The organism is Spirosoma aerolatum (genome assembly GCF_002056795.1).
GTDB classification, from domain to species: Bacteria; Bacteroidota; Bacteroidia; order Cytophagales; family Spirosomataceae; genus Spirosoma; species Spirosoma aerolatum.
This window is the reverse complement of the sequence record NZ_CP020104.1, coordinates 1,268,808-1,283,440: the sequence shown is the minus strand read 5'-3', so window position 1 is coordinate 1,283,440 and position 14,633 is coordinate 1,268,808. Positions and strand designations below refer to the sequence as shown.

The window sequence follows — 14,633 nt, the reverse complement described above, 5'->3', positions numbered from 1 at the left end:
TCTAACTTAACTATAACTCCTTAATAATAAACAGTTTATAGTATACAATAAAGGCGTTTTTGTCATGCTGACGAAGGAAGCATCTTCGGAGATAACCTTATATCCTACTTCCGAAGATGCTTCCTTCGTCAGCATGACAAAAAATAACCTAATCCATTTTTAGTAAGCTGCTTATCTATTGCAGTTGTACTAATTACTTCACATCCCAGAAAACCTTGGTGGTTAACTTATCAGATGCCCGTACGGTCTCGTAGTTGGCGGTGTTGTACGTGATCTCGTTACCTGGAATGGTCCACTTCACGGGGGGCAAGGTCTGATTGTTCGAGTTATCGGTCCAGAAACTCAGTACTGGGTAATCTAAACGGCGAACATCCGACCAGTTTTCATAGGGCTGAACCAGGTTATAATGCAACCATTTCTGGGTGGCAATCAGCTTCAATTTATCAGCACTTGTAGCCGCTTTAGTCCAGCTTACTCCATTGCCTGCAATGTAGGAGGCAATAGAGGCATCAGTAGCGGCTGCGGGCTTCGCCGACCCCGTAATACCAGTCGCATTGGTAAGGGCCAGAATGCCATTGTAGAACTGAACCGACTGAGTGATGGCCGTTTCATAAGCCGTTTTGGCAGCAGCATCGTTATTGGTCCGCAGGTAATATTCTGCCTTGATCAGATTGACCTGAGCTGCATTGATCAGAATACCAGGAAAGAACTGATTACGACTCAGCGTATAGCGGTTATAGATCGCAATCTGACCGCCATTGATTTGTGCTGTCTGGGTAGCCGACGTAGCCATTGGATCAACACCTACGTATTTTCCACCAGCATTGGCACCGGGTTCAAACAGTACAGGCAGACGTGGGTCATTATTGGCATTCATGTTGTCGATGATTGCCTTACCAGCCGTATTACCATACCAGCCATCGCCTTCAATACCATCGCGGAAGCCTTTGGAATTGATATCGGTGTTGATATCATAAACATTCATCTGGATGTTCTGCGCATTCGTCTCAACAACCGGATAGGTATTCGGATTGCCCAGAATTTCAGCGATTTCTGAATTTGAACGCGATTTAAACGCATCAACATCCGAAACCCGGTTTAGCAGACGCAAACGTAGCGAGTTGGTATACCGTTTCCACAGCGACAGATCGCCTTTGTTGAGGAAATCCTGGGTCTGGAACGACTTCTGGTAGCCAGCATTCAGCGTGATTGTATTCATTTCGGTGGCGATGCTTTTCAGATCGTCCAGCAGGAAAGTGTAAATACCATCGGCCGTATCGAACTTAGCACTCGACGTCTGGTAATCACCCCCATTTGTGCTTAACAAACCCGCCTGGCTGAAAGGAATTGGCCCAAACAGGTCAACCAGTTTTGCCGTGTAATCGTACACAAATACCGCAGCACTCAGCATAAATATGCGCAGTTCTTTCTGCTGATCAGTCGGCTTTGACGCATAGACTTTCTGCAGTTCACGGTACTGCGCCAGTACGTTGTAGTAGTTATACCAGACATCTTCCACACCCGACGAACCCGGTACATACTGACCTGATTCGTTAGGCCAGCCCACAGCCTGGTTGTAGCGGTTCAGGGATGTACGCAGTGTAACGAAGTAGAACCGATAGCCCGGCAGGACATAATCACGGCTTGCATACAGAACGCCGGTGAATTGCTTTTCAACCGTTGTCGTCGAAATCTTGGAAGGATCAGGATAGGCTTCGGTAAACTCTGAATCCTTACAGGCTACGTTTGCCAGGAGCATTCCTGATAAAAGCAGTAATGATATATGTTTCTTTTTCATGATTGCAGTAAGATTTAGAAGCTAGCCCGTAGCATGACGCCCATTGTACGGAAAGATGGGTTGTTTCCGGCATTGCTGATGTTATCGGTCCAGCGGGTTCCGGTGTTGGCCTGTTCAGCATCCATATCTTTGATGGTTCTGTAGATGAAGAACAGGTTCCGGCCAAATACTGACAACGTCAGGTTTTGCGTACCGATCTTACGGGTAAAGGCAGCAGGCAGTCGATAGCCAAGCGAGATCTCCCGCATTTTGATGTAGGTGTTATCCTTTACGTACAGTTCGTACCGGGCGCTGCCATACTGTGGGCCACCCCAGTTGTAGGTCGAGTTGTAGTAAACTGCCTGCGAAACAATATTGGTATTCTTTTCGCCAGTAGCCAGTACACCATCCATCAGCATACCATCGTGGTAAACGGTTTCGCCGTTAGGTCCGGCTGCACCTGTAGTTTGTACGCCTTTACCGTTCGCATCGACATAGTAAGCTAATCCACCATGCTCGGCATCCATAGCCGTCAGGCTCTCTTCGGTCAATCCACGCGAGGTCATCCAGTTGATACCCGTCGGCATGATGGCGCCACCAAAACGGAAATCAGCAATCACATCCAGCGTAATTCCTTTATAGGTGAAGTTGTTCAGCAAACCACCCGTCAGTTTTGGCATAGCGTTACCAGCCTTGATCCAGTTGTTACCGTCCAGTTGATAGATACCGTTCGGACCGACAATTTTCTGGCCTTGCGCATTGGTCAGGATTCCATGTACGTAGATGTCGCCCATTGGCTGCCCCACGATTGAACGGAGCTGAGCAGCATTCCCATCATAATCCGCATGCAGAAGCTCGGTAGAACCGTTGGCCAGCTTTTCTACCTTGTTGGTATTTTTGGCCAGGTTCAGCGTCAGATCCCAACGGAAATCGCTCGTTCGAATGGGGGCGATGTTCAACGCCATTTCCAGACCCTGGTTGCGCAGTGTACCGATGTTGGCCAGTACCGATTTGGCACCCGACGAAGCGGCAATGGTCAGTGGCAGAATCTGATCTACGATTTGTGCATTATAGTAAGCCAGGTCGACACGTAACCGATCTTTGAATAGGCGGGTTTCTAAACCAAATTCAAACTCACGCTTCTGTTCAGGCCGAATTTTGTCGTTGCCATAATCGCTGCTGATGTTCGTATACAATACAGAGCTTCCGCCCGACTGCTGTACGCTTAGGTTACCCTGCGTATAAGCATTGTTGGCGCGATAGATAGCGGGGTAATTACCCACGATACCGTATGATGCCCGCAGTTTGGCATAGCTGATAGCTGTAGGCAATTTAAACAGTTCGCTGATGATGAACGACGAATTTACAGATGGGTAAACGAACGCGTTGTTGCCAGGAGCCAGCGTCGATGTTTTATCCCGGCGCAACGTTCCTTCTACATATACTACGTCTTTGTAGTTGAAATTCACGGTACCCAGGAAAGCATCGCGCACCCAACGATCCCGCGAGCTGCTACCACCTACGGTGTTTACAGAAGCCGACAGATCGAAGAAATTCTCCGTGCTCAGACCACCATTGGTCGACCGGGTCATCAACGTATTCAACTGCTTATAGGCGTTATACCCACCCATTGCCGAAAGCGTGATATCGTCGTTCAATTTCTTGGTATACGACAGCAATACGTCGGTATAGACATTGCTATACAGGTTGTTGCTTAGTCCGAACGAACCCGAGTATCCAAACGCCAGCGGGATTGAACTCCGTTGTTTGTCTTCGATACGCTCCGAGGTAAAATCGGTTCCCAGACGACCACGCAGGTTCAGATTCGGTACGATTTCCCAGTTCTGAGTAACGCTGGCAATAACCCGGTTGCTGTATTCATCGTAGGTATTCGCCCGCGTACTCCATACATAGTCACCAATGTCCGTTTTGAATCCATTCCGAATAATGTTTTCGTTCGGAGTCAGGCTCTGGTTGGTGCCGGTTACATATTTATACCCCAGGCTGGTCTGATACTTGTTGAAATACCAATCGGCCGACTCAAAGCGGTTCATCATCCCGGAGAAGTTGTTGATCATCCGGTCAACTTTGTACGGGCGATTGTGGGTATATTGATTGATGTAGTTCACGACCAGATCCGTCTTCAGATTTTTGCTCTCATTGAAGCTGGCATTCAGGTTCATGATATTCTTTTCGTTTTTCGCTTTGTAGCTGATCATGCCGTTGTCCTGACGGGTATACGAAAAACGAATCGACGAGTTTTCAGTAGCCTTCGAAATTGCAAGGTTGATGTTGGCACTGTTTGCACTCTGGAACAGGTCAGCGTAGCTGTTGTTTGATGCCGAGTATGGGCGAATAACCCCATCGAATGCCATGACAGGCTGACCATCGAATTTAGGCCCGAAGTTTACGGTCGCGTTAAGCAGACCTCGCGTATCCCCTTTCCCATCCCCATTGGTATCGTAATAAATAAAACCATTGGCATCCTGCCCGCCATTGTTGTAGTTCAGCATGTAACCAGGGCCACGAACATTCTGATAACGGGGCAGATAGGCGATTTTATCGACACTATAGCTGGCGCTGAAGTCGATGCCCAGGCCTTTCCGGCCTTTGCCACTTTTGGTCGTAACCAGAATAACTCCGTTCACCGCTTCGGAGCCATACAGAGCGGCTGCCGAAGCTCCTTTCAGGATCGACAGGTTTTCAATATCGGCTGGGTTCAGGTCCAGGATACCGTTACCCCGAATCCGTTGATCACCCCAGTAGTCGTTATTTCGGGCTTCGCCGTTCCGAATGGGGATACCGTCCATCACGATCAGCGGCTGCGTATTACCCGTAATCGACGACAGACCACGAATATTGATGTTTACAGCACTGGTAGCACCACCCGGTGTCGCGTTGATCGTTACCCCTGGAGCCTTTCCGTACAGAGCGGTGGCAAAGTTTGGAGTAGCCGTTTTCACCAGTTGATCATTGTTCACAATGGCCGTAGCGTATCCCAATGCCCGTTCCTCTTTCTTGATACCCAACGCTGTAACGACAAATTCATTCAGCATCGTAGCATCTTCTTCCAGGGTTACATCGACCGTTGTACGATTGTCGATGGCTACTTCTTTGGTTTTGTAGCCAATGTAGGAGAACACCAGCGTTCTGTTCCGACCAGACGCAATGCTGTATTTACCTTCAGCATCCGTTACAGTACCCGTATTGGACCCTTTTACCACAATGGAAACGCCCGGCAAGGGCTGCCCATCCGTTGTTGTGGTAACTTTACCCGAAATGGTCTGCGCCAGTACGGGGCTACTTATTACCAACAGTAAGATAATAAGCCTAAGTACAGTTTTTGCCATAGAAAAATCTGTTAAATCTTCAAATAGGTTAATGAGAGACAATATTAATATATTTTTTTAATTACCTAAAACAAAATAAATTTTTTTAAAAAATAACCTGATTAATTAAAATAAATTAGACAAAACCCGTATTAGGGCAAAATTTGAAGCTATGATCAACCATTTTCCCATAAGATTAGCTCATTTCTACCGAGCGTCCACTACCAACAAGATGAGACTTATCGTGTATTAAGCTAGTTATAAATCGTGAATCGACTGACTAGAAATACCTATTTCAACCATGCAGCCTGACGCTATAGTATATAGGACAGTGCCCATCAAAGCGCCCCTTTCAACCGTATGGGATTCGTTGACGAACCCCGATTTGATAAAACGATGGATGTGGGATTCCGATGTTACAATCTATACCGACTGGAGCGTCGGCAGTCCAATCCGTATCCAGGGTGATTTCCACGGGGTTCGTTTTGACAATAAGGGGACCGTTTTGCAGTATATCCCAGAGCGTACCCTTGAGTACACCTATTGGAGTACGTTATCCGAAATCGCTGACGCGCCCGAAAACTATTCGATCGTCGAATTTTCGCTGGATGCACATGCCGATCAGACGATCCTTATGCTTCGGCAAAGCCAGTTCGCGACCTACGCCATCTACAAACACTTCGAATTCTATTGGAACACAACGCTTCACATCCTGAAGCAACTGCTGGAGAACCCTCTTTCAACAGACCAGAATTAGACAGGTAGTTCGTAGTAAGATCCCGAAGGAATCATACACGTATTAGTTGCACAGCTGCCCATCCAGTCGAAAATAGCGGATTTTTACGGGCGCTATCGCCGTCGAATCGACATAACCTTTGAGGGCAAACAGACCTATATAGTTCGGTGCCATACCAAATTCGTAGGTAGTTAGCTCCTTAAACGAAAAATTGTCGACCGGGCTGGCCGAGTAGAGAATCCGAAATTTCCGACCCTGTTTCTCGATTCGAAAGGCAACGTTTTTCAGGTTGGTATCGGCAATACGACGATCTTCGGCATTACTGATATGAAACAGAGGCTGATGGATAAACTCTTCCAGATTGGCATCCGCTTTCCCATACGACGAAATAGCCTGAATCAGAATCTCGGCCGGACGCTTAAGGCCCCCGAAAAAATCGTTGTACGAAAGCGATAACCGGATGCTTTTACCCGTAAATAGTGTATCTTCCATGAGCAGCAAACCTGCCTGCTGCCAATTACCACCGGGCACAAAATCAGTCATGTGAATTTCGGTTCGGAAGCAATCGTTCCTGATTTCACGAATCAGCAGGTTCTGTACGCGTGGGGTTTCGCCAGACTTAGGCCAGTTATCTCCCTTTAGCGTAAACAGCGTCAGACGGCCGGAGCTTTCATTCCGCCGTTTCCAGTAGGATTCATTTTTATGCTGTACCGTCCAACCGTTCTGGCTAAGGTAGGCATCGGATGTATTGTGGAAATCTTCCTGAATCTGCTCCAGATTCGCCTGATGAAAAAATAGATAGCCTAACACCAGCACGATCAATACTAGAACCACTACGAGCCAGCCATCGCCCGACCGTTTCGGCTTCGTATTGGCTGTCTTTATCAGTGTCGGTGTGCCAATCTGTTCGCGGTATCGAAACCAGTACGAAAAACTCTCACCTGCTTTTTTACGTTCGACTTCATTGGTAGTGGGCGCGTCGAGTACATAACGCGCCAGGGTATCGAGCGTAGCTATGGACGGATTTTCTTGCTTGCCGGTCGAAGGGTTCAGGACAAAAGCTGTATAGTTTTTAATGCTTCGCCAGCCGATCACCAACCCGGTTCGTTCTTCGATCTCGGTACTCAGGTGCTTACTCTCCGGCTCCGACAATGGGCTGTTCAGTGGATGATCAAAGCATTTTCTGACCACCGCATCCATTAGTTCGGCAAACGCCCGCCTATCGAAGTCGTCTCTATACATACGCTATGTAAATGAATAATGGATAATGTACAATGAATGACAGATAATTAACATACACTTTTCAGTATGCATTATTCATTGTGCATTTTTGCAGAATTCACATTTCCGTGACGTTTCCGCCCTAATTCCGCCCGATTCAGGCCATACGACGAAGTTTTGCCGAAACAATTTCGTCGTCAATGAAAACGCTGCTTCTGTTTTTTTTCTGTTTAATTATGCTGGCTGGTCAAGCGCAACAGCTTCAACTTCATTATGATTTCCGCCATTCGCTCGACCCCACTTTGAACCGAACGAATTTTACCTCCCTTTCTTTTGAATATTTCAAGAACAATGACTCAACTGGCTCGTTTCTCCTGAAAATGCAGACCGACTTTTCGGGCGAAAATAACAACATCGGGCAGCTTTTCGTACAGGTGTCCAGGAATCTACGGTTCTGGCGGCCGAAGGTATATCTGGCGCTGACCTACAGTGGCGGTCTAGGGGTAGCACCGCCATCCTTTGGGTATTACCTCACCAATACGTTTGGCTTGGGTGCCGCTTATCCATTTCAATGGCGTGGTGCCTGGTTCAGTACGAGTCTGGTCTATCGATACAATGCCTTCCCCAAGCCAAGCTACGATCCACAGCTAACGTTTTATTTCGGGAAAGGCTTTTTCAACTATCGGCTCATGATTGCCGGGAGCCTGGTGGCCTGGAGTGAAAACCGCAACCAGGGTAATGATTTTACGAAAGGGCTGGCTGGTAAAAAAGTAGCGTTCTTTGGCGACCCTCAATGCTGGGTTAAAGTAGGCAAAACGGTTTCTGTCGGCTCGCGCATCAACCTGTTTTACCATACCCTAACGAACGAAAACCGGATTCAGGTGTACCCTACACTGGCGTTGAAAAATCAGTTTTAGAGCAAGGCGCAGGGCGCGAGGTGCGAGGAGTAGGCACATAAGTACGCTGCTGTCCGTAACTGAACTTATCACGTCCATAAACGGACATTTACGAACAGGCATAAAACGCAAGTATTTAACAGCCAACAAGTTACCTTTCTGGTACGGCATTTGGGTATCTTTTATGAATAAACTTCAGATGCTGGTATGCTACGCAATTATTTGCTAATCGCTTTTCGTAATCTGCAGAAGCACAAAACGTTTAGTTTCATCAATATTGTTGGAGTAGCCGTTGGATTAGCGTGTTTTCTGCTCATCGCTCTGTATGTACAGGACGAACTCAGCTACGACCGCTATAATACGAATGCCAACCGGGTTTACCGGCTTACCCGAACTTTCCTTACATCGGACGGATCACCCTCGCTGAAACTGGCGCAGGCCGCACCGCCCTTTGGCCCCCTAATCAAACAGGATTTTTCAGAAGCCGAGCAAGTCGTCCGAACGCTGGATCTAAGCAATGGTCTGTTACGCGTTGGCGAACATTCGTTCAATGAGCCGGACATTTTTCTGGCCGAAGCGAATTTGTTTAAAGTACTTGATTTCGACATGGTTAGTGGCAATCCTGATCAGGCGCTGGTCAATCCGTTTTCGATCATGTTCTCCCGGCCCATGGCGACGAAGTATTTCGGCAGCGAAAATCCCGTGGGCAAGACGGTTCGATTCAATAACCAGTTCGACCTGACTGTTACAGGTGTATATGAACCACTACCTACTCAGGCCCATTTCCATCCCGGCTTTCTGATTTCGTTCTCGACCCTGAACGACAACCGAATTTACGGAGCCGAAGGTTTACGGACCAACTGGAGCAACAATTCCTTCAACACCTATGTTCTTTTGAAGCCCAATACGGACCCCGCACGGGTTGAAGGCGCTTTCCCGGCCTTTCAGGACAAGCATATACCGCCCGAAGAAGGCCGCAAGGCGTCTACCTGGTCGGTGCTGAACCTGCAAAAGCTGACGGACATTCACTTACGCTCACATACCGATTCGGAAGTAGAGCCCACGGGCGACATTACCTACATTTATCTTTTTTCGGCTATCGGTTTATTCATTTTGCTGATTGCCTGCATCAATTATATGAATCTGGCCACTGCTCGTTCGGCGGGGCGAGCCAAAGAGGTTGGTATGCGCAAGGTTGTAGGGGCCTTGCGCAACCAGCTCATTGGTCAATTCCTGAGCGAATCTCTGGTACTGGTTCTGTTTGCACTCGGGGTGGCTGTCTTTCTGGTTATGCTGGGATTACCGGCACTCAACGATTTCACCAACAAGCAACTCTCATTCAGCCAACTGTTGAATCCGGTTTTTCTGGCCGTTCTGGTTGGCATTACGCTTCTGACAGGGCTGGTAGCTGGTAGCTATCCCGCTTTTTTCCTGACTTCGTTCCGGCCACTGGGTGTACTGAAAGGTCAAATTGCCTCAACCGTACGGAGTGGCAAACTGCGGCAGGTGCTGGTGATCACTCAGTTTTCCATCGCCATTGTTCTGATTATCAGCACCGCCGTAGTCTACAACCAGATGAAATACATCCAGAATTATCGACTGGGCTACGCCAAAGATCAGGTGTTGATTCTCCGCGATGTAGGCGATTCGACGACCAATTACGAAACGCTGAAACAGCAACTGGTTCAGACCGGCTTTGTGCGTGATCTGGGTCGCTCATCGCGGATACCGTCGGGACGCTTGCTGGATTCATACGGGGCTATGGCCATGAAAGGCGACACAATGGCACCCGTCAAAATCAACCTGCGGGGGCTAAGCGTCGATTACGATTTTATTCCAGCCTATCAGATCAGCATGGCTGCCGGGCGAAACTTTGCCCGCTCTTACTCGACCGACACGGCGATGGTTATTCTGAACGAAACCGCCGTTCGGCAACTCGGCTGGACACCTGAGCAGGCAATTGGCAAACCATTTCAGTATGGACCGGCTAAAGGGCAGATTATCGGTGTTACGAAAGATTTTCATTTTGAATCCCTGCACCAGCAAATGGCGGCTTTGGCGATGATTCTGCGGCCTGGACAACTTAACTGGCTGTCGATTCCACTCAAAGGCAACACGCCCGAAGCGGTACAACGGGTCGAGTCGGTCTGGAAGCAATTCTTTCCGCAGCAACCGTTCGATTACAAATTTTTGGACGAACGCTTTGATCGGCTCTATGCACGCGAGCAAACCCAGCAAACCCTGTTCAGCGTGTTTTCGGGTATCGCCATCCTAATTTCATGCCTGGGTCTGTTTGGGCTGTCGATGTTTATGGCCGAAGCCCGTACCAAAGAAATTGGCATTCGAAAAGTGTTGGGCGCGTCGGAAGCCAGTCTGGTCGCCCTGTTCTCGAAAGACTTTATGAAGCTGGTACTGGTCGCGCTGGTGATTGCGTCGCCGGTGGCCTGGTACGCCATGCACAACTGGCTAAAGGATTTTGCCTACCGCACCGACATTCAGTGGTGGGTGTTTGTACTGGCCGGTGGCCTAACGGTCCTGATCGCCCTGTTGACGGTCAGTTTCCAAAGTGTGAAAGCCGCGTTAACGAACCCTATTAAATCACTTAAATCGGAATAAATAGCAGGGAGCATGCCCCTTTCTGAACAAGTATGAAAACACATATCACAATCCTACTGGCGCTGGCAAGCTCATTGGCTATGGCGCAGAAACATTCGTCGCTCAGCACGAGCATTAACGACGATGAGAAGACCCTCTCAATTCGTGTAAACGGTACAGTCGATGGGCAAAAGATCGACTACGACCGGAGTTTTAATGTGTCGGGTTTAAATCTTGCCGAACGCAACGCCCTTCGCGAACGCATTCTGGACTCATTGCACATCAGCAGACCTGAACCACCGATTCCACCCACCGAGCCTGCAATGAGTATAGCTGCTCCTGCAGCGCCCAAGGCCCCTAAAGCGCCCAAACCTCCTCGTTTTGATGGCAGTGAGTCTGTCACGATCATCAGTAGCGATGGACCGATGATAACCAGTAGTAATGGTAACAGTCAGGCTGTAGCTGTTGGCGGGAAGAATCCGTATACCAAAGAGGTGAATTACGATTCGGAGACGGGCAAACTATTCCTGCGCTACCGATTCCAGAAAGACGGTGAAGACATCACCTACGAACGCACGCTCAACGCCCGCGACAAGTCGCAGCAGGAACGGCAACAGCTTATCGAGCGGATTGAAAAAGAGATTGGTATACCGAAGAGTGGGAAGTGATTAGCCTTCAAAGATTTCGCTCAACTGGAGTTGAATGCCGGTTACGGGATCAGCGACGAGGCCATTCGCAAAGTTAAGCTGGCGACGATCTGGCAATAGAATGGAAACGGTTTGAACAGTGGGTACCACCAGCCAGACGGACTTCACACCGGCCGGGAAATGTTTTTTGTAAATGCGTTCGGTCAGGCTGTTCAAGCTTTGTTCAGGAGAGAGAATCTCGATGGTTGTTAACGGAACATCCTGTACAACAATTTCATCGGCTAGCCAATCGGCTTTCCGTTTGGGCATAATAGCGAGGTCAGGGCGGGCCTTGCCAGATGCAAAATCGAAATCAAGCTCTGTCAGGATACTGTATTGAGTACGATAAGAGAGTTTCAGCAGGAAAGCCAGATTGCTCTGCAACTCAGAATGATTATAACTCGACATTTTTTCATCTTCGAACTCGGTGGGTTGATCAATGACGGCCTCCATAACGCAACGAAGTTTTTTATCAAAGATAACAAAAAGGCCATAAGATGCTCCTTAACTATATCAAAATCGCCTGGCGGAATCTGGTTCGCAACAAAGCTTTTTCAGCCATCAATATTGTCGGGTTGGCGCTCGGGTTGGCCACATGCCTGCTCATCAGTTTGTACCTGTTCAATGAACTGAGTTATGACCGCTACAGCGAAAAAGCCGACCGGATTGTGCGGGTCGTTTTTCAGGCCATTACGAATGGTGGACAGATCAATGAGGCCAATGTGATGCCACCTGTTGCCTCAACGTTAAAAGCTGACTACCCGGAAGTGGAAGAAGCGACCCGTATCCGGGCTGCCGGGGCACCATCGATCACGGTGGGCGATAAAACGTTTCGGGATGATCAAATTGCGTTCGTCGACTCCAACTTCTTTCAGGTATTTACCCTACCCCTGCTTCAGGGCGATGCCAAAACAGCGCTGATCCAGCCCAACACGGCTGTTATCACCCAGGCGATGGCGCATCAACTTTTTGGTACTGAAAACCCGATTGGAAAATCGATACCAATCAAAAGCTGGAATGCCCTCTTTCGGGTAACCGGTGTAATCAAAAAAGTACCCGTCAACTCGCACTTTCATTTCGATATGTTTGTGTCGATGGCCGGGAATTCCGATGCCAAATCGCCTTCGTGGATGACATCGAGCTATCACACGTATTTGGTACTTGCCAAAGGATACGATCCCGCAAAGCTGGAAGCGAAAATGCCACAGTTGGTCAGCAAATACATGGCGCCACAACTTCAACAGGCCTTTGGTATGACGCTAAGCCAGTTCCGCCAGAAGGGCAACGATGTTCGCTTTCTGCTTCAACCCTTAACCGATATTCATCTGCGCTCGAACCTGACGGGTGAGCTGGAACCCAACGGTGATGCGCAGTATGTCTATATTTTCGGGGCCATTGCCCTGTTTATGCTGATCATCGCCAGTATCAACTTCATGAACCTGAGTACAGCCGGAGCCTCGAAACGGGCCAAAGAAGTGGGCATCCGGAAGGTAATGGGCTCGGTGCGCCAGAGCCTGACCAGCCAGTTTCTAATCGAGTCGCTGCTCTTAACCGCTATTGCGCTGGTGCTGGCCGTCGGGCTGGTTTATCTGACCTTACCCCTTTTCAATGAACTGGCTGGCAAAGAACTCACCTTCAATTTTTCGACCAAACCCTGGCTTCTGCCGGGTTTATTATTGCTGGGTGTGGTCGTGGGCCTACTGGCGGGCAGCTACCCTGCCTTTTTCCTGTCGTCGTTCAGGCCCGTTCAGGTGCTGAAAGGAACCAAGTTCACGGGCGACCGAAAGAGTATTGGCCTGCGAAGTGGCCTGGTGGTAGTTCAGTTTTTCATTTCAATCACGCTAATGATTGGCACGACGGTCGTGTACCGGCAACTCAGCTACATTCAGAATAAACGGCTGGGTTACGATAAAGATCAGGTACTGGTACTACCCGAAACATGGCAGTTAGGCAACCAGGCAGAGGTGTTCCGCAACCTGGTTATGCAGGACCCTCGGGTGGTCAATGTCAGCACATCGGGGTATTTACCAGCGGGGCCGAGCTACAACAACAACTACATGATTTACCCTGAGTCTAACTCAACGCAGTTGGTCAAAACGCTACGGTACGAGGTTGATTACAATTATATTCCGACGCTGGGTATGCAGATGGCTTACGGTCGAAATTTCTCCAAAGCCTATGGCACCGACTCGTCGGGGGTAATTCTGAACGAAACAGCCGCCCGCACGTTTGGCTGGAACGGTAATGCGCTTGGCCATACGATTACACATACGGAAAACGATGGCAAGCTGGGAACGTATCGGGTTGTTGGTGTAGTAAAGGATTTCCATTTCCGCTCGATGCACGAAGCCATTTCGCCCCTGGTCATGGTGCTGGGTAGTACCTCTGGCGCTGTCATCGTGAAAATTAAAACCAAAGACATTCGTGGACTATTGGCTTCGCTAAAAAAGCAATGGGAGCAACTGACCACCGAAGCGCCATTTACCTACTCGTTCCTGGATGAACGCTTCAACAATACCTATCTGGCCGAACAGAAAACCGGGCGCATTCTGGGTCTTTTCGCCGGGCTGACCATTTTTGTAGCCTGCCTGGGCCTGTTTGGACTGGCGACGTTCATGGCGGAGCAGCGTACCAAAGAGATTGGCGTTCGGAAGGTATTGGGTGCCAGTGTTCCAAGTATCGTCGGTCTCCTTTCTAAAGATTTTCTGAAGCTGGTGGCTATGGCCATTGTGCTGGCAAGTCCGGTGGCCTGGTACGCCATGAACCGATGGCTGGCTGATTTTGCCTATAAGATCGACATCGAATGGTGGATGTTTGTGCTGGCGGGTGTACTGGCAGTCGGCATTGCGCTGTTGACCGTGAGTTTCCAGAGCATCAAAGCCGCGCTGATGAATCCGGTGAAATCGTTACGGGCAGAATAAGGATTTACAGAAATTTACTCAGATCAACGTTCAATGTATCAGACTGAGCTGAGGTCTCAACAAGGCCACCATTTCCCAGACGATACCGATACCATTCAGCGGTTTTATAGTTATACACAAAACCTTCCAGAATGCCGTATAAACCGCCATCGACTAACCGAATGACTTTGTCCAGATCGCTCTTCACAGCTCTTGTATGGCAGATTTCAATAATGACGCGGGTTTGTTCCGTTTCATTATCGTAAAGAATCAAATCGGGAGTAGGGCTGCTGATCCCTTCACCAAGCATGGTTTCCGGTAAGGGTTCGTAAGGTATACTTCTGCGATGGTAGTATAGAACACCTAGTTCAACATGAAGTCTGGAAATGATACGTTGATGGGTGATAGGAGCATTTACGCCCATTTCATCCTCCATGACGAGGAATTTCTGAGGTATAGGATCTGGATAACCCATATCAATTGGACTTTAAAA

At 48.7% G+C, this 14,633-nt stretch carries 10 protein-coding genes; 5 read left to right on the top strand and 5 right to left on the bottom strand.

Features of this window, described 5'->3' with window-relative positions:
* Window positions 1-193: 193 nt before the first annotated feature.
* Both B5M13_RS05230 and B5M13_RS05225 read right to left on the bottom strand, forming a co-directional pair.
* Window positions 194-1,798 carry a SusD/RagB family nutrient-binding outer membrane lipoprotein gene (locus B5M13_RS05230; protein ID WP_080054655.1) on the bottom strand — a complete coding sequence of 535 codons (1,605 nt, stop codon included), beginning with the start codon at window positions 1,796-1,798 and terminating at the stop codon, window positions 194-196.
* A 14-nt stretch (window positions 1,799-1,812) separates the two neighbouring features.
* Complete coding sequence (locus tag B5M13_RS05225; RefSeq protein WP_080054653.1) at window positions 1,813-5,127, bottom strand: SusC/RagA family TonB-linked outer membrane protein; 3,315 nt, start codon at window positions 5,125-5,127, stop codon at window positions 1,813-1,815.
* A gap of 280 nt (window positions 5,128-5,407) precedes the next feature.
* Here B5M13_RS05225 and B5M13_RS05220 point away from each other — a divergent pair, with 280 nt between their 5' ends.
* A complete protein-coding gene (locus B5M13_RS05220; RefSeq protein ID WP_080054650.1) occupies window positions 5,408-5,863 on the top strand; it encodes an SRPBCC family protein in 456 nt (151 codons plus the stop codon).
* A 42-nt stretch (window positions 5,864-5,905) separates the two neighbouring features.
* On the opposite strand, the gene B5M13_RS05215 is transcribed toward B5M13_RS05220, so the two are convergent.
* Window positions 5,906-7,084 (bottom strand): hypothetical protein, encoded by a 1,179-nt coding sequence (locus B5M13_RS05215; protein ID WP_080054648.1) that lies wholly within the window; start codon window positions 7,082-7,084, stop codon window positions 5,906-5,908.
* Between the two features lie 179 nt (window positions 7,085-7,263).
* On the opposite strand from B5M13_RS05215, the gene B5M13_RS05210 reads away from it, so the two are divergent.
* The 3 genes from B5M13_RS05210 to B5M13_RS05200 all read left to right on the top strand — a co-directional run bounded on the left by B5M13_RS05210 (window position 7,264) and on the right by B5M13_RS05200 (window position 11,222).
* The gene (locus B5M13_RS05210; protein WP_080054646.1) at window positions 7,264-7,980 is read left to right on the top strand and encodes a DUF5020 family protein; all 717 of its coding nucleotides are present in this window, start codon (window positions 7,264-7,266) and stop codon (window positions 7,978-7,980) included.
* 186 nt (window positions 7,981-8,166) lie between these two features.
* The gene (locus tag B5M13_RS05205) at window positions 8,167-10,575 is read left to right on the top strand and encodes an ABC transporter permease (protein WP_080054644.1); all 2,409 of its coding nucleotides are present in this window, start codon (window positions 8,167-8,169) and stop codon (window positions 10,573-10,575) included.
* Between the two features lie 32 nt (window positions 10,576-10,607).
* Window positions 10,608-11,222 (top strand): hypothetical protein, encoded by a 615-nt coding sequence (locus B5M13_RS05200; RefSeq protein WP_080054642.1) that lies wholly within the window; start codon window positions 10,608-10,610, stop codon window positions 11,220-11,222.
* On the opposite strand, the gene B5M13_RS05195 is transcribed toward B5M13_RS05200, so the two are convergent.
* The gene (locus B5M13_RS05195) at window positions 11,223-11,693 is read right to left on the bottom strand and encodes a Uma2 family endonuclease (protein WP_080054640.1); all 471 of its coding nucleotides are present in this window, start codon (window positions 11,691-11,693) and stop codon (window positions 11,223-11,225) included.
* A 44-nt stretch (window positions 11,694-11,737) separates the two neighbouring features.
* Here B5M13_RS05195 and B5M13_RS05190 point away from each other — a divergent pair, with 44 nt between their 5' ends.
* Window positions 11,738-14,161 (top strand): ABC transporter permease, encoded by a 2,424-nt coding sequence (locus B5M13_RS05190; protein WP_080054638.1) that lies wholly within the window; start codon window positions 11,738-11,740, stop codon window positions 14,159-14,161.
* Window positions 14,162-14,165: 4 nt separating this feature from the next.
* Here the strand turns inward: B5M13_RS05190 and B5M13_RS05185 are convergent, their stop codons facing one another.
* Complete coding sequence (locus tag B5M13_RS05185; RefSeq protein WP_080054636.1) at window positions 14,166-14,615, bottom strand: hypothetical protein; 450 nt, start codon at window positions 14,613-14,615, stop codon at window positions 14,166-14,168.
* Window positions 14,616-14,633: the final 18 nt, after the last annotated feature.